The sequence below is a fragment of the Shimia sp. R10_1 genome (genome assembly GCF_017744095.1).
Lineage (GTDB): Bacteria > Pseudomonadota > Alphaproteobacteria > Rhodobacterales > Rhodobacteraceae > Shimia.
The window spans coordinates 133333-149654 of the sequence record NZ_JAGHQX010000008.1 but is presented as its reverse complement, the minus strand read 5'-3'; the positions used below and the strand labels follow the sequence as shown (position 1 = coordinate 149654).

18 protein-coding genes are annotated in these 16322 nt (G+C 58.3%); 5 read left to right on the top strand and 13 right to left on the bottom strand.

What is annotated here, in order from left to right:
• Nucleotides 1-47 precede the first annotated feature (47 nt).
• Complete coding sequence (locus J7413_RS15625) at nucleotides 48-2225, top strand: OmpA family protein (RefSeq protein WP_209099863.1); 2178 nt, start codon at nucleotides 48-50, stop codon at nucleotides 2223-2225.
• Nucleotides 2222-2536: a hypothetical protein gene (locus J7413_RS15620; RefSeq protein WP_209065848.1), complete on the top strand. Its 315-nt coding sequence runs from the start codon at nucleotides 2222-2224 to the stop codon at nucleotides 2534-2536. Before J7413_RS15625 ends, J7413_RS15620 begins: the two co-directional genes overlap by 4 nt.
• 236 nt (nucleotides 2537-2772) lie before the next feature.
• Here J7413_RS15620 and J7413_RS15615 read toward each other — a convergent pair whose 3' ends face one another.
• The 11 genes from J7413_RS15615 to J7413_RS15570 form a co-directional block, all read right to left on the bottom strand.
• A complete protein-coding gene (locus J7413_RS15615) occupies nucleotides 2773-3216 on the bottom strand; it encodes a molybdenum cofactor biosynthesis protein MoaE (protein WP_209099861.1) in 444 nt (147 codons plus the stop codon).
• Nucleotides 3217-3228: 12 nt separating this feature from the next.
• Entirely contained in the window at nucleotides 3229-3474 is a 246-nt protein-coding gene (gene moaD / locus J7413_RS15610) for a molybdopterin converting factor subunit 1 (RefSeq protein WP_209099859.1), read from the bottom strand.
• 5 nt (nucleotides 3475-3479) lie between these two features.
• The gene (pgsA, locus tag J7413_RS15605; protein ID WP_209099857.1) at nucleotides 3480-4139 is read right to left on the bottom strand and encodes a CDP-diacylglycerol--glycerol-3-phosphate 3-phosphatidyltransferase; all 660 of its coding nucleotides are present in this window, start codon (nucleotides 4137-4139) and stop codon (nucleotides 3480-3482) included.
• Nucleotides 4140-4229: 90 nt separating this feature from the next.
• Nucleotides 4230-6104 carry an excinuclease ABC subunit UvrC gene (gene uvrC, locus J7413_RS15600; RefSeq protein WP_209099855.1) on the bottom strand — a complete coding sequence of 625 codons (1875 nt, stop codon included), beginning with the start codon at nucleotides 6102-6104 and terminating at the stop codon, nucleotides 4230-4232.
• Nucleotides 6105-6461: 357 nt separating this feature from the next.
• Nucleotides 6462-7238, bottom strand: coding sequence for an SDR family oxidoreductase (locus tag J7413_RS15595; protein WP_209099853.1), 777 nt, complete (start codon nucleotides 7236-7238; stop codon nucleotides 6462-6464).
• Nucleotides 7239-7252: 14 nt separating this feature from the next.
• On the bottom strand, nucleotides 7253-8206 hold the full coding sequence (locus tag J7413_RS15590; RefSeq protein WP_209099850.1) for a calcium/sodium antiporter: 954 nt from the start codon (nucleotides 8204-8206) through the stop codon (nucleotides 7253-7255).
• Nucleotides 8207-8209: 3 nt separating this feature from the next.
• Entirely contained in the window at nucleotides 8210-8392 is a 183-nt protein-coding gene (locus tag J7413_RS20550) for a hypothetical protein (protein ID WP_247743564.1), read from the bottom strand.
• Nucleotide 8393: 1 nt separating this feature from the next.
• Nucleotides 8394-9191 (bottom strand): S49 family peptidase, encoded by a 798-nt coding sequence (locus J7413_RS15585; RefSeq protein ID WP_209099848.1) that lies wholly within the window; start codon nucleotides 9189-9191, stop codon nucleotides 8394-8396.
• Nucleotides 9192-9292: 101 nt separating this feature from the next.
• Nucleotides 9293-10054, bottom strand: coding sequence for an ABC transporter permease (locus J7413_RS15580; RefSeq protein WP_209099846.1), 762 nt, complete (start codon nucleotides 10052-10054; stop codon nucleotides 9293-9295).
• A complete protein-coding gene (locus J7413_RS15575; protein WP_209099844.1) occupies nucleotides 10051-10974 on the bottom strand; it encodes an ABC transporter ATP-binding protein in 924 nt (307 codons plus the stop codon). Before J7413_RS15575 ends, J7413_RS15580 begins: the two co-directional genes overlap by 4 nt.
• 138 nt (nucleotides 10975-11112) lie before the next feature.
• Complete coding sequence (locus tag J7413_RS15570) at nucleotides 11113-11640, bottom strand: carbon monoxide dehydrogenase subunit G (protein WP_209099842.1); 528 nt, start codon at nucleotides 11638-11640, stop codon at nucleotides 11113-11115.
• Nucleotides 11641-11896: 256 nt separating this feature from the next.
• Here J7413_RS15570 and J7413_RS15565 point away from each other — a divergent pair, with 256 nt between their 5' ends.
• A complete protein-coding gene (locus J7413_RS15565) occupies nucleotides 11897-12379 on the top strand; it encodes a MaoC family dehydratase (protein ID WP_209099840.1) in 483 nt (160 codons plus the stop codon).
• A gap of 54 nt (nucleotides 12380-12433) precedes the next feature.
• A complete protein-coding gene (locus J7413_RS15560) occupies nucleotides 12434-13636 on the top strand; it encodes an acetyl-CoA C-acyltransferase (protein ID WP_209099838.1) in 1203 nt (400 codons plus the stop codon).
• A gap of 65 nt (nucleotides 13637-13701) precedes the next feature.
• On the opposite strand, the gene J7413_RS15555 is transcribed toward J7413_RS15560, so the two are convergent.
• Nucleotides 13702-14466, bottom strand: coding sequence for a transporter substrate-binding domain-containing protein (locus tag J7413_RS15555; protein WP_209099836.1), 765 nt, complete (start codon nucleotides 14464-14466; stop codon nucleotides 13702-13704).
• Nucleotides 14467-14726: 260 nt separating this feature from the next.
• Between J7413_RS15555 and J7413_RS15550 the strand changes: the two genes are divergently transcribed.
• A complete protein-coding gene (locus J7413_RS15550) occupies nucleotides 14727-15182 on the top strand; it encodes a YHS domain-containing (seleno)protein (RefSeq protein WP_209099834.1) in 456 nt (151 codons plus the stop codon).
• Between the two features lie 67 nt (nucleotides 15183-15249).
• On the opposite strand, the gene J7413_RS15545 is transcribed toward J7413_RS15550, so the two are convergent.
• On the bottom strand, nucleotides 15250-16320 hold the full coding sequence (locus tag J7413_RS15545; RefSeq protein ID WP_209099832.1) for an acyl-CoA dehydrogenase: 1071 nt from the start codon (nucleotides 16318-16320) through the stop codon (nucleotides 15250-15252).
• Nucleotides 16321-16322 lie beyond the last annotated feature (2 nt).

The following is a 16322-nucleotide window of genomic DNA, read 5'->3' as shown; positions in this document are numbered from 1 at the left end:
CGTCGCGTCGTATCACCTTGCCAACCTCTGGCCAACGGCACTCTTGAATGCGACTATCTTCCCTACTGATCCTCTTTGTCACTTTTGCCACTGCGGCCCTGCTCAGCCTCGTTGCCGCCAGCCTGTCTGCCGACCTGATTGAGGAAACCTCCAGCACCGCCGTGGAGCGTGAGCTGACCAGCAGCAATATGGACTGGGCCGAAGTCCATGCCGAAGGTCTGCAGATCTTCCTCGCCGGGGTCGCCCCAACCGAGGCAGACCGGTTCCGCGCCGTCTCTGCTGCCAGCCGCATTGTTGATGCCTCCCGCGTGATCGACAACATGCAGGTGCCCGCCACCGCCGCCATCGCGCCACCGCGTTTCTCGGTGGAAATCCTGCGCAACGACGCGGGCATCTCTCTTATCGGCTTGATTCCCAAAAGCGCAGACCGCGCCGCCATCATCCGCGACCTGAAAGACGCCTCCGGCGCGCAGGACGTCGCCGATTTTCTGGAGACCGCCGATTACACCGCGCCCACCGGCTGGCGCCCAGCTGTGCGCTATGCGCTTGGCGCGCTCGAAGAGCTCCCCCGTGCCAAAATCTCGGTTCAGGCCGGGCGCGTCGACGTCACCGCCATGGCCGACAGCGCCGAAGCCCGCACCGCGCTGGAAACCGATCTGATGCGCCGCGCGCCCAAAACGGTCGAGGTCAACCTCGCCATTTCAGCCCCGCGCCCGGTGATCACACCGTTCACCCTGCGATTTGTTCTGACCGAAGACAGCGCCCGCTTTGATGCCTGCTCTGCCGATACAGAGGCCGCACGCAGCCGCATTCTCAGCGCCGCACGCGACGCGGGCCTCACCGGCACCGCAGACTGTGTGATTGGCCTCGGCGTGCCCTCCACCCGCTGGGCGGATGCGGTGGTCGCTTCCCTCAAGGGCCTGTCTGAACTTGGCGGCGGCACGCTGACCATCTCGGATGCCGATGTCACCCTCACGGCGCAACAGGGCACGGAGCAGGGCCTGTTTGATAAAGTCGCCGCCGAAACCGAAGCCGCCCTGCCCGACGCCTTTGCCCTGCTCGCAATCCTGCCACCTGCGCCAGAAACCGATGATGACAGCGCATTCGCACAGGACTTCACCGCGACACTCAGCCCAGAGGGCCTGTTGCAACTGCGTGGCCGTTTGCCAAATGAGATCGCACGCGACACCACAGACAGCTACGCCCGCGCCCGTTTCAGCAGCGACACGGTCTATATGGCCACCCGCCTTGATGACACGCTGCCCCCCTCCTGGCCCTTCCGCGTCATGGCCGGGCTTGATGCGCTCTCACTGCTGAACAATGGCGTGCTGCAAGTCACCCCTGACGCCGTGTCCATTTCCGGCAACACCGGCAGCACCGAGGCCAACGCCCGCATTGCACAACTGCTCGCGGACAAACTCAGCCAGACAGACCACTTCGCCATCAATGTGACCTATGTCGAGGCGCTTGATCCCCTCGCAGGCATTCCCACCGCCGAGGAATGCATGGCCAACATTCAGGCGCTGCAGGACAGCACCAAAATTGCCTTTGAACCGGGCAAAGCCACGCTGGATGAAAGCGCTGGCCCCATCATCGCGCAACTCGCCGAACAACTCGAAGCCTGCCCTGACCTGCGCATCGAAATTCAGGGCCACACCGACAGTCAGGGCCGCGAGGCCATGAACGAAGCGCTCAGCCAGACCCGGGCGCAGGCCGTTCTGACCGCATTGCAGGACCGTCGCGTGCTGACCTCCGGCTACACCGCTGTCGGATATGGCGAGAGCCAGCCGATTGCCGACAACGGCACCGAGGCTGGCCGCGAGGCCAACCGCCGCATCGAATTTGTCCGCATCCTGCCAGAGGGCACAGAAGCACCAGAAACAGAGACGGGCGACGCGGAAACGGAAGCCCAAGCAGACACCGAAACCGAGGCAGGCGCCGAAGCCGCTGAACAAGCCACCGACGGCACGGAAGCGCAAACAACAGACGCCTCCACACCTGCGGATACGCCCTCTGAAGAAGAGGCCGCACCAGCAAACGCAGACACAGCAGACACACCGGCAGAAACCGATAGCGCAGACACAGGCTCTGAAACACCTTCAGACACCGCGCCGGAAGCGACCACAGAACAAACCGAAGCAGAGGGCCAGCCAGAGGCAGCAGCAGAGGCCCCATCCACCGAAAACGCCGCAGAGAACGACGGCGAGGAGACAGAAGAACAATGACCCGTATTGAGTTCATCCTGACCACAGCCGTGATCCTGTTTGTGGCCTTCTGTATGGGCTGGTTTGCCAATTGGCTGGTACACCGTTTCACCCGCGTGGCCCAATCCGATGTGGACCAGCTGGAGCGCATGAGCCAAGAGCTGCACGAGGCCGAAGAAACCCGCGATCAGGCGATCACCTACCTGCAACAGCGCGAGGCAGAGCTGACCAACCAGCTCACCCAGACCGAAGCCGAACTTTCGGCCGCCATGGACGGCCTGCGCGACGCCCGTCAGGAAGCTGAAGAACTGCGCGGCCAGCTGGGGCGGTAACTTGTGAACCCTTACGCTTCTGGCGGCAACCGAGAGTGCCGCCGGGAGCGCGCATACCCACTCTTGGCGTTGCGCTTTCCTCTGTTGCGCCGCTCTTTTCTGTAAGACTTGGCCACCGATAGGCCACAGAAATTTCCACCGACGCAATACCGTAGGGATACCGACGCGATACCGACGTGCGGTTTTGGGAAAACTTTTTGGTTAACGAGCCGACATCTCGCTGCGTCCCATGAGGATCACCAGCGGCTCAGCGCGTCCTCATCCTCGTCTTTCGCAGCCACCCATTCGGCCCCGTCTGCGGTGTATTCTTTCTTCCAGAATGGCGCGCGGGACTTCAGATAATCCATCAGAAACTCTGCCGCCTCAAAGGCATCCACACGATGGCGCGCCGCGGTGGCCACCATCATGATCATGTCGCCCTGACGCAGCTCGCCATGACGGTGGATGACCAGAACATCGCCGAGAGTCCAACGGCTTACCGCCTCTTCGGCGATCGCCTCCAGCGCCTTCTGGGTCATGCCGGGATAGTGTTCAATCACCATGCGATCCATGCCGCCCTTATCGGCATCGCGCACCACACCGGTGAAGGTGACTATCGCGCCCATATTGCTGTGGCCCGACGCAAATTCCTGCGCTTCTTTGCCAAAGTCAAACGGCGCTTCCTGCACAACAACCCGCATGGCCCGCTCCTCTTAACCGCCTGTCATTGGTGGAAAAAACGCCACTTCACGCACTCCGTCCAGTGACGCGTCAAACTCCGTCAGCTCCTGATCCACCGCCACGCGAAGCGCGCTCAAATCAGAGAAGGCAACCGCATAGCGCTCTTCCCGCGCCTTGAGCTCTTCCACCAATTCCGCAACGCTTTTTGCCTCGGTCTCCACCTTTTCCTTGGGGATCCCGATGCGCTCACGCACCCATGCGAAATAGAGAACATCCATAGCGATCAATCCTTTAGATGTGGCTTGGCCTTGTTGAAGTAGTCAATCCCAGTGATAGCGGTCAGCGCGGCCGCAATCCAGAGCAACAAAAGTCCTACCCAGCCAGCCCAGACCATACCGGTGTGTTTCCAGCGCAGCCCCTGCAGGTCTTCGACCTCGCCCAGCATGATCTGATCGACCAGCGCCTGATCCATGCCCCAGGCCGACATGCCAAGGTAATGCTCAAACACGCCTTGGCCAAAAAGGAAAGCAATCGCAACCATTTGCGTGGCGGTCTTCCACTTGGCCAGCTTGGTGACTTTGAGCGTCCCAGCCACATCCCCAAGGAACTCGCGCAGGCCCGACACGAACACTTCACGGAACAGAATAACCGTCGCAGGCAGCACCAGCCACGGCGACATCGAGGAATACCCCACAATCACCATCAGCGCGATCACCACCATGGCTTTGTCGGCAATCGGGTCGATCATCGCCCCCAACCGCGTCTCCTGCCGCCAGAGCCGCGCCAGATAGCCATCAAACCAGTCCGTAACGGAGGCCGTCATAAACAGCATCAGCGCAAACCAATCCGCATAAGGCCGTTCGAAATACAGAAACATCACCGCAATCATGGGCGCGGCAATCAGGCGAAGCACAGAAAGAATATTGGGTATGTTCCAAGTCATAGCCACTTCCTAAGCGCTTTTCCGTGCAATCAAAAGCCCTCTCCGCACCACAAGTGTTGCCTGTCGCCACAAGGCCACCGTACGCAGGGTTCATCCCCCCTCATGGAAAAAGTCATAGATTGTTTCTGCGAGTTTGTCAGAGACGCCATCCACCGCTTTCAAATCCGCCAAATTGGCGCGCGTGACGGCCTTGGCGCTGCCAAAATGCGCCAGCAATGCGCGTTTTCGGGTCGCGCCCACACCCGGCACGTCATCCAATGGCGTTGCGCTCACAGTCTTGGCGCGTTTGGCCCGATGGGTGCCAATCGCAAATCGGTGCGCCTCATCGCGCAGACGTTGGATGAAGTAGAGCACCGGATCATTGCGCCGCAAGGCAAACGCGCGCTGCCCCACACGGTGGAACTCTTCCTTGCCGTGATCCCGATCCACCCCCTTGGCAACGCCCACCATTGGGATTTCATGCACCCCATGCTGCACCATGATTTCATGGACCGCGCTCACCTGCCCAGCCCCGCCATCAATCAGTAACAAATCCGGCCACATGCCCTTTTCGCGATCCGGGTCTTCTTTTTGCAAGCGAGAGAAACGGCGGTGTAGCACCTCTTTCATCATGCCAAAGTCATCGCCCGGCGTGATCTCATCCCCCTTGATGTTGAACTTGCGATAGCTGTTTTTCATGAAACCTTCTGGCCCAGCCACAATCATACCGCCCACGGCATGGGCGCCCTGAATGTGGCTGTTGTCATAGACTTCGATCCGTTGCGGTGGCGCCGGCAGATTGAACGCCTCTGCCATACCGGCCAACAGCTTTGCCTGTGTAGCGGTTTCGCTCATCTTGCGCGCCAGGCTTTCGCGAGCATTGCGGGCGGCCCCTTCCACAAGCTCCGCCTTTTCGCCACGTTTGGGCACGATCACCTCGACCTTACGCCCGGCCTTAGAACTCAGCGCCTCCGCCATAAGTTCTATGTTTTCAATCGGATGCGACAGGATCAGCTGCCTTGGCGGCTCTTTGCTGTCATAAAACTGGCCAATGAAAGCTTCCAAAACTTCTGCCGCCTCAATCTCACTGCCAACACGTGGATAGAAATCGCGGTTGCCCCAGTTCTGATTGGCACGGATGAAAAACACCTGCACACAGGCTTGCCCGTTTTCCAGATGCAGCGCGATGACGTCAGCCTCTTTCACGCCCTGCGGGTTGATGCCTTGCGCGCTCTGCACATGGGTCAACGCCCGAATGCGATCCCGCAAGGCTGCGGCTTTTTCAAACTCCAAGTTCTCTGAAGCCAGCTGCATTTCTTCTGCCAGATCGGATTGCACCTTGGTCGAGCGGCCACGCAGAAAGTCATCTGCCGCGGCCACAAGCTTGGCATAATCCTCTTTGCTGATCTTGCTGCCACAGGGGCCAGCACAGCGCTTCATATGATAATTCAGGCACGGCCGATCCCCCGCCTCAACCTCACGATCGCTGCAGCTGCGCAGCAGAAATACCTTTTGCAGCGTGTTGAGCGTCCGGTTGACCGCACCCGCACTCGCAAAGGGTCCGTAATAGCGCCCCTTACGTGTTTTCGCCCCCCGATGTTTTTCAATACGCGGAAAGTCATGTTCTGAGGAAATGAAGATGTAGGGGAAGCTTTTGTCATCACGCAGCAGCACATTGTACTTTGGCTTCAACTGCTTGATCAGATTCTGCTCCAGCAGCAGCGCTTCCGTTTCCGTCTTGGTGGTCAGAAACATCATCGACGCAGTTTCAGAAATCATCCGCGCAATCCGCCCGGAGTGCCCACTGGGCCGCGCATAGTTTGACACCCTTGCCCGCAAATTCCGGGCCTTGCCGACATACAGCACCCGCGCCTGCGCATCGAGCATGCGGTACACACCGGGCGAGCCATCAAGCGTTTTCAGATAGGCTTGAATACAGGCGTGTCCGGTCGGGCCCGCGGGCGAAGTATCAATGTCAGAAGTCATGACCGACAAATATGATTCTTTTGGTTGGTCTGCAATCTTAAGCGCCCCCGTGCAAGGTGAATTACATCCACGGAAACTGTGGATAAGTCTGGAGATATCTTCCTCAACCTTAGCGAAACTCCTTATTTTAAACGCAGAATGTTAATCCGCCTATTTTTTAGGCAATATTGTAAGCACATGTAATTAAACGATATTTTTTTGTATAAAGCTCAAATTATTGAAAACATTAACAAAAAGTAACATTTAGATGACAGCGCCGTGATCCGTGCACAACTCAGCCGCCCCCATTTTAGAATGGCTCCAAAACAGAGACCCAAACCCGCATGTCAGATATTGCAAATCAGGCGGCTCAGCGCCCTACTCTGAAACCGCATTATCCGGTGTCTGCCACGCAAGATGCTGCCCGCCGTCGACACAGATCAGCTGTCCTGTGACAGCCTTTGCATCCAGCAGATAGCCGAGAGCGGCACAAATATCCCCCACATTCGCGCCACGCTCCAGCACAGTCCGAGCGCGTTGCTGGGCAAAGTCCTCTTCGGACTGTCGACTGCCCTGCAAAGTTGGCCCCGGCCCAATGGCATTCACCCGTAAATGGGGTGCCGCGTTCTGCGCGGCGGTCTGAGTCAGCGCCCAGAGCCCCATCTTGGCAATCGTGTAGGACGCAAATTCCGGCGTAAGCTTTCGCACCCGCTGATCAAGCATGTTCACAATCAGCCCTGCGGCCACTGGCTCGCCCGCCGTATCTGGCGTGGCACGCAGCCCTTGCTTCGCCATCGCCTGAGACAGCACAAACGGCGCCCTCAGATTGCTTTCAATATGGCGATCCCAGCTTTCACGCGTCGCGGTCTCCAGGCTGTCGTGCTCAAAAATCGAGGCATTGTTGATCAGACAGGTGATCGGACCTCCCAAAGCCTCTGCGGCTTGTGGCACCAACGCCTGCGTCTGCCTCTCATCCAGCAGATCGGCCTGCAAGGTCACGCCCCGACGCCCGGCTTTCACAATGCCTTCGACGGTCTCCAAGGCCCCGGTGTGGGAGCTGGCATAGTGCACGGCCACGTCATAGCCGCGCGTTGCGAGATAGACCGCCATTGCCTGCCCAAGCCGCGCCCCTGCGCCCGTCACCAAAGCCCGCATTGCGCTCTCCTGCCTTACGTCAAAGTCACCGCAATGTAGAGCAGATAGAGCGCGGTAAAGACAACACCCCAAATACGGGTAAGGTCCTGTCGCAGAAATACAAACGGGATCAACATCAGCGACGCACCCAACATCACCCAGAAATCAAACTCAAAGAAGTCCGGGTCCACACGGATCGGATGGATCAGCGAGGTCACACCAATAATGGCCAGCAGGTTGAACAAATTAGAGCCAATGACATTGCCCAAAGCCACATCCGCCTGACGGCGCAGGGCCGCCATCACCGTGGTGGCCAGCTCGGGCAGCGATGTGCCCAGCGCGATCAGCGTCAGACCAATCACCGTGTCGCTCACCCCATAGCGGCGCGCGATCACCTCGGCATTGTCCACCATCAGATCTGCCCCCAGCGGCAGGCCAATCAGGCCCAGCACCAAAAACACCCCGATGCGCCACCATGGCATATCCGGGTCCGCGCCTTCGACCTCTTCTTCTTCCTCCATCGCACAGGCAGCCTCAGCCTTGCGATGACAGCGCGCCTGATAAAAGGCACTGCCCAGTGCAACCATCAGCCCCGCCAGCAGGATCAAACCGCTGACAAAGGTGAAGAAACCCGCCGTCGCAACACCGATGAACAGCACACTGGCGGCAATCATCAGCACGTAGTTGCGACGAGAATTGCAATGGCTCGTCTGAATAGGCGCCAGCAACGCGGGCACGCCCAGCACCAGCAACACATTGGCGATGTTGGAGCCCACCACATTGCCAAGTGCAATGCCGGGCGCGTTTTTCAACGCCGCTTCAATGGAGATCAACAACTCTGGCGCCGACGTGCCAAACGCCACAATCGTCAGCGAAACGATCAGCGCAGGGATACCGATCCGCAGCGACACGTTTACGGCGCCACGCACCAGCGCATCGCCCGCCAACAGCAGGATCACCAGCCCAAGCCCAACCAGCAGCCATTCCATGTGTTACCCCATGTTTTTGCGGCAGGGGCACGGCCCTTTGCCAATTTGAAAGCGCCCGCATTTTGGGCATTTTTTTGAGTTCAGCCGTGTCTTTCCAAGGAGCTTCTGCCCCGGCAGGCGCAGTTTGCCAAACATGGCCAGAACCGCCATGCCAATCAGGAAAAAGGTAACGACTTTAACCAACATGCTATAATCCGAAGCGCGCAAACTCCGCGCGTTCTTCAATCCCGGCCAGCGCATCCTGCGCCAGCGTCGCCCCAAAGCGCTGCAGCACCGATCGCTTCACGCCATAGCGGCGGAACCGGACTTTTTCGCCAAACCGCGCCTTCAGCACGGGCGCAAGGTGACCGATTTCATCAATCAACCCGACCTCCTTGGCCTTGCGGCCAATCCAGATCTCACCGGTGAACAGCGCAGGGTCTTCGGCCAGCTTGCTGCCGCGCCGTGCCTTCACATGATCGATGAAATTGTCGTGGATCTGCTCCAGCATCTGTTTCAGACGTGCCACATCTTCAGGCTTTTCGGGACGGAACGGATCCATCATCGACTTGCTTTTGCCCGCCGTATGCACCCGGCGCTCAAACCCCTGCCGCGACAGGAAAACATTGGCACCAAACCCGGCAGAGATCACCCCGATGGAGCCCACAACAGAGCTGTCATCTGCATAGATCTCATCCGCCGCCGCGGCCAGCCAATAGCCACCAGAGGCCGCAACATCCTCAACAAAGGCAATTACGGGGATGCTCTTCTCGTCGGCCAGACGACGAATGCGGCTCCCGATCAGCGCACTTTGCACGGGGCTCCCGCCTGGCGAGTTGATCTCCAGCGCCACAGCGGCAGGCTTGCCTTTGCTAAAGGCTTTTTCAATCACAGGCGCCAAAGTGGCATCGTTCAGCTGCCCCCGCGAACCGGCTGCGATCGCACCTTGAAGGCGCACAATCGCCACGGTGGGCGGTTTCTTGGCGAAAGGATTCAAGCGTTTCATTTGATCGGATGTAGAACGCGCACATGCCTTTCACAAGGCAAGGCCAGAAGGAAAGCACCAATTGGTGCCAAAAAACTTGCCTTGCGCAAAACGCCGTTACGTCAGCTTCGGATCCGCCAACCGGTTTTAAAGATCCACCAGATCGCGGCGAGACAGATCGCCGTAAACCCGCCAATCGCCAACAAACTCAGCCCAATCGGCACATCCGCTGTGCCAAAGAACGACCACCGGAAACCAGAGATCAGATAGACGACGGGGTTAAACAGCGTGATGTTTTGCCAGATCGGCGGCAACATGGAGATCGAATAGAAAGACCCGCCCAAAAACACCAAAGGTGTCACAACCAGCAGCGGGATCAGCTGCAACTGTTCAAAGTTGCCCGCCCAGATGCCTATGATAAAGCCAAACAGCGAGAAACTCAGGCAGGTCAGCACCAGAAACAGCACCATCGCGCCGGGATGCTGGATTGGCACATCCACAAACATCATCGCCGTCACAAGGATCACCACGCCAATAAACAGCGCCTTGGTGGCCGCTGCCCCCACAAATCCCAGCACGATCTCCAGAAAGTTGATCGGCGCGCTCAGCAGCTCATACATGGTGCCGATGAACTTGGGAAAATAGATGCCGAATGAGGCGTTGGAGAGCGATTGTGTCATCACCGATAGCATGATCAGACCGGGCACGATAAAGGCGCCATAGCTCACGCCTTCGACCTCATCAATGCGGCTGCCGATGGCCGCACCAAACACCACGAAATATAGCGAGGTCGAAATCACAGGTGAAATGAAGCTTTGCGCAATGGTGCGAAAAAAACGCGCCATTTCTGTCTGATAGATTGCCCAAACCGCAGACCAGTTCATGCCGCGCCCTCCGAAACCAGACCCACAAAAATATCTTCCAGACTGGATTGCTGGGTCTGCAAGTCCTTCAGCGACAACCCAGCCGCTGCCAGATCGCGCAGCAATCGGGTGATGCCGGTGCTCTCGCCGCGTGTGTCGTAGCTGTAACGCAATGCGACGCCGCCTTCGACCAGTTCCAGAGCATAGGCTGCGAGCGCCTCTGGGATCTCAGACACAGGCTCCTGCAGGTCGATCTGCAGGGTTTTCTGCCCGAGCCGCGCCATCAGCGCGTCTTTCTCTTCAACCAACAACAACTCACCGCCATTGATCACGCCCACCCGATCGGCAATCGCTTCAGCCTCTTCAATGTAGTGGGTGGTCAGAATGATGGTCACGCCCTGCGCCTTCAGCCCGGCAACGATGTCCCACATATCTTTGCGCAGCTCCACATCGACACCCGCTGTGGGTTCATCCAGAAACAACACATCAGGTTCATGGCTCAGCGCCTTGGCAATCAGCACCCGGCGCTTCATACCACCAGACAGTTCAACCACGCGGGAATTGCGTTTGTCCCACAGCGACAGCTGCTTCAGGATCGCCTCGATCTTGGCCGGATCACGCGGTTTGCCAAACAGGCCGCGCGTGTAGGTCACCGTATCAATCACCTTGTTGAAAGGTTCCAGATTGATTTCCTGCGGCACCAATCCAATCATCGAGCGTGCTTGGCGATAGCCGGTCACCACATCATGTCCACCAACGCGCACATGGCCAGAGCCCGGCTTGGTGATGCCACAGATCGTGGAAATCAACGTGGTCTTGCCAGCACCATTTGGCCCCAGCAGCGCGAGAATTTCACCTTTTTCTATGGTCAGCGTGATGCCTTTGAGCGCCTCAAAGCCACCCGCATAGGTCTTGCGCAGATTTTCAATCTCTACAATCACAGCTGCGGCTCCCCTTCCTGTGAGAGCAGCAACCTATCAGGCGCAGCCATAACGCCAAGGACAATTTCACGAGACCGTGTTGTGCACCTGCGCACAGACATTCTGCGCAGGTGCGGTTGAAATGCGCACAACGCGCGCCTATCCGCCGGTCAACCGCTTCAGCAACCCCTTCTTCTCGCCACCGCCCTCAGACGGGGCCTCTTCTGTGGCGTCCTCAGTCTCAGCAGGGCCCTCAAGCGCGGTTTGAAAGTTCGTAAAAAACTGATCGGCCATCTTTTTGGCAAACCCATCAATCAGGCGGCTGCCGAGCTGGGCCAGCTTGCCGCCCACTTTGGCCTCCACATCATACGTCAGCAGCGTGCCGCTTTCTGTTGCTGCCAGCGTCACATCCGCCCCGCCTTTGGCAAACCCTGCCGCGCCGCCTTTGCCCTCTCCCGTCAATGTCAGGCTCTGGCCTTCCACCAGATTGGACAAGTCTACTTTACCTTTGAAGGTGGCTTTCACCGGGCCAACCTTCTGCACAACAGTGGCCTCAAACCCTTCATCGGCATTGCCTGTCACCTCTTTGGCACCAGGCACGCAGGCCAAAAGCGTGTCTGCACTCAACAGCGCGGCCCAAACTTCTGCCACTGGCGCAGCAATCTCTCTCTGGTCACTCATATGCATGGTGGCGTTTCCCTTTGGCTTTGGCGCAGTGGCCCATGTCGCCGCCAACCTATGCAGAGCCAGCGCCCTCCGCAAGCGCACCAAGGTCGTATTGGGGTCACGCCCTTGGTGTCTTCGCTCATTATTCCGCTATGCAGAATAACATTCTGCATATTGACAGATCGTGGCGAATCCCGTTTTCTAATTAATAAGCGAAATAAATTTCCGCATTGCGAAATTTAGCAGACCACAGCGCAACGGTTGGGAGGCCGGTCACATGATTTCTCGCATTCTAAAACTCGAAGATGGCGTAGGCTGCGAATATGGCCTGTCCAAATGGGTCTGCGTCGATCAGGCGATGATCGACGCCTTTGCAAAGGCCACCGGCGACACACAATCCATTCACACCGATCCTGATGCGGCACGAGACACGCCTTATGGCAGCACAGTTGCCCCCGGTTTCCTGACCCTGTCTCTGCTGTCTCAGATGATCGCCGATGCGGTGCCACGCACGGAATCCGAAAGCACCGGCATCAACTACGGCTTTGACCGTGTCCGCTTTGTCGCCCCGGTGAAAGCTGGTGCCGAAATCCGGGGCCGCTTCACACTGGCCAAATATGCAGAACCCCAGCCCGGTGTGATCGAAACCCAGTGGAATGTGACCGTTGAAATCAAAGGCGAGGAAAAACCTGCGCTCGTGGCCCAATGGAAAAACCTGCGCTTTGAAAAAGAGGCCACCGCCCTCAAGAAAGCCGGCTAACACAGCTGCCCTCACGCATCAGCCGCAGTCAGAACACAACATCAGGACTTTCCCATGCGCGACGCACTCATCGTCTCCACCGCCCGCACCCCAATCGGCAAGGCCTATCGCGGCGCATTCAACAACACGCAGGCTCAGGAACTCATCGGCCATGCGGTTTCCCACGCGGTGTCGCGCGCCAGACTTGAAGGTCATGAGATCGAAGACTGCATCATCGGCGCCGCGCTGCAACAGGGCTCAACCGGCACCAATATTGGCCGTCAGGCTGTGGTGCGCGCCGGGCTGCCTGTCAGTGTTGCCGGCATGTCGCTGGATCGCCAGTGTGCCTCTGGCATGATGGCGATTGCCACAGCGGCCAAACAGGTGATCCACGACGGCATGGAGGTTGCCATCGGCGGGGGTGTCGAAAGCATTTCGCTTGTGCAAAACGAAAACATCCGCCGCGATCGGCTGGTCGATCCGTGGATCAAAGAACACAAACCCGCGCTTTACATGTCTATGCTGGAAACCGCTGAGATCGTGGCCGCCCGCTATGGCGTCAGCCGCGAAGATCAGGATGCCTACGCACTGCAATCGCAACAACGCACCGCCGCCGCACAGGCCGCAGGCAAGTTTGACGAGGAGATCGTGCCGCTGCCCTCCACCAAAGGGCTCATGGACAAAGACACCAAAGAGATCTCTTTCCACGACGTGACCTTGGAGAAAGACGAAGGCAACCGCCCGACCACCACGCTTGAAAACCTGCAAGGCCTGAACCCAGTATTCAAAGACGGCCAGCAAGTGCAGCAGGGCGCACACATCACCGCAGGCAACGCCTCCCAACTGTCTGATGGGGCCTCAGCCTCCGTGATCATGGAAGCAAAGATGGCGGAGAAACAGGGGCTTGAGCCCCTTGGCCGCTATGTGGGTGTAATGGCCGCCGGACTGGAACCTGATGAGATGGGCATCGGCCCGATCCACGCTGTGCCCAAACTGCTGAAAGCGCACGGGCTCAAGATCGATGACATCGGGCTTTGGGAATTAAACGAAGCCTTTGCCTGTCAGGTGCTGCACTCCGCACGCGTTCTGGGCATCCCAAACGAGATCCTCAATGTGAACGGCGGCGCAATTTCGATTGGTCACCCCTATGGCATGTCCGGGGCCCGCATGGTCGGCCACGCCCTGATCGAAGGCAAACGCCGGGGTGCCAGATATGTTGTCTGCACCATGTGTGTCGGCGGCGGCATGGGCGCTGCGGGTCTTTTTGAGGTGCTTTAACCCAAGCACCCAAAGAAAAAGCGCGGCCTCACAACCGGAAAGCCGCGCTTTGTCTGTCACCGAGATCAGCTGCCTATAGTGGCAGCCACCAACGCATCCATGGTGCCATCATCCAACATGGATTGCACTGCCGCATCAAACGCCTCGATGAACTCAGACGCTTCCGCGCTCTGCCAGTCACCGCGGAAGCCCACATGCGCCGTCTCCGCAGAGGTGTCCAGAACGCGCACCACGTTTTTCAGATCATTCTCGTTGATGACCATCTCCGCGGCCAGCTGCTCCTGCACGTAGCAATCGATGCGACCGCGATCGAGTTTCATCAGGTTCTGCTTGGTGGTCTGCGCCTCTTGCAGCGTGATCAGGCCACCCGCGACCATATCAAAGAAGGCATCGCCCGGCGTGCCAAACCCGGCGTTATTGCCAAAGGTCAGCCCGCCAAAGTCATCCGGATAGGTCCAGCCTTCTTGGGCCACACCTTCGCGGCAATAGACCGATACTTTCTCCGTCATCGGCGAGGTGGAATAAGTGCCGATCCATGGGCGGGAGTCACGGCGCACGTAGGTGCCGATCAGACCATGCGCCTGACCACTTTCGACAAGGTTCACAGCACGCGACCATGGCACAGCTTCGATCACAACATCATACTCTGCGTCGATCCGCGTCAGCGCTTCGTTGATGACATCCACCCAGATGCCCGTCGGCGCCCCGTTTTCGGCCCCCATGTACGGCGCATAAGCCTCATCTTGCACAAGACGAATTGTTTCAGCGGAAGCTGTTGTCGCCAAAGAGGCACAAGCCACGGCAGCGGCGCAAAACAGGCGATTGATCATTGCGATTTTCTCCAGAAATAGCGTTGGACGTTCATACCGAAACGCTGCGCCAAACCCGTAAATGAAAGGTTTCCTGCCCCCTGAACTTCAGCTCGAAACCTCTAGAATTTGAGCGACTGAGCGCATTTCGAACGCGCCAATCAACCTCAAGGACACGACACCCATCAGCCAACACCGTTTCACGAGCGGTCACAGCCCGGTGACCCCACCTCTTTTCGGGCCGCAACATGCGTATATTGATTCTGAAAAGGAGACAGATCATGCTGACACGCCGCGCCGCTCTTGGCCTCTTCACCGCCACCCCCTTGGCTCTGACCCTCGCACCAAACGCAGCACTTGCCGCCAAACCACAGGTGTTTCAAAACCCACGCGCCATCAACGGCATTGACCCCGTGGCCTATTTCACAATGAAAAAACCGGTGAAAGGCGACAGTGCCAATCGGGTCGATTGGAATGGGGCAACCTGGCATTTCGCAACCGCCCAAAACGCGGCAAAATTTGAGGCCAACCCCGCAGCCTATGCGCCTGTTTTTGGCGGCTACTGCGCTTATGCCGCCTCCAAAGGCTATCTGGCCCCAACCATTCCAGAGGCTTGGACAGTGCACGACGGAAAACTGTACCTGAACGCAAACCTGCGCGCACAAGAGCTCTGGCGTCAGGATATCCCCGGCAACATCAAGGCCGGGCTGGCAAACTGGCCGGGCATTCTGGGGTAAACAGACACCCAGAGAAACGAAAGGCGCACCGCATATGTGGCGCGCCTTTCTGACACTCTCACCCCTTTCAGGCGGCATAGCCTTTCATGACTTGGCTCAGGTGGTAGTCCGTATCCCCAAGCTGCGCGTCCAGCATCACCAGACGTTTGGCATAATGGCTCACCGCATATTCCCAGGTCATCGCAATGCCGCCATGCATCTGAATGCTTTCTTCCGCCACCAGCCGCGCAGCCCGACCAATCATGTTTTTGGCCATGGACGCATATTTGGCGGCATCCTCTCCGCCAAGCTCCGCCGCCGCTTTGATGGTAATTGACCGCGCCTGCTCAATTTCGGTCAACATGTCCACGGCACGATGTTGCAACACTTGAAACTTGCCAATTGGCACACCAAACTGCTTGCGCTGCTTCAGGTAGTCGACCGTGGTGGCATGGGTCACATCCATCGCCCCCACAGCTTCAGCACAAAGCGCCACAATGCCTGCGTTGACCGCATCCTGCAAAGCTGCCTCCGCCTCTGCCAGAACCAGCCGCGCCGGCGTTTCATCCAACAGCACTTCGGCAGCCCCGCCGCCATCCATCATCCCATAGCCGGTGATATTGGCATCCGCCGATGTGACGGCAAAAACCCCAAGCCGGCCCCCATGACGTGCCGCCACAAGGATTTCGTCAGCCACCTGCCCGCCATACACGGTCGACTTCCGCCCAGAGAGCACAAAGCCTGTCTCCGTTTCACGGGCCTCTGTGGAAATCTGCTCCAGTGCATAAGGCGCGTCGATCTCTGTGATCGCAACCGCATATTTGGTGGCCCCGGTCAGCAACGCTTCTTGATCCGCATCTGCCGCTGTCAAAAGCCGTGATGCCATCAACGCGCCCAGAACCGGCTCCGGACACAGCGCTTTGCCAAGCGCCTCAAACACAACAGCGATATCAAATCCCGTGCCACCCATGCCACCTGCGCTTTCAGGTGCCAGCGCATAAAGCGCGCCCAACTCCACCATCTGCTCCCAAAGGGCGGGATCATGGTAAGGCGCTTCATACGCCACCTTTATGCGGTGCTCGACAGGGTATTGATCCGCCAGAAACCGGCTCAGCGTATCCGCCAGCATCTGGCGATCTTCCGTCAGATTAAAATCCATCT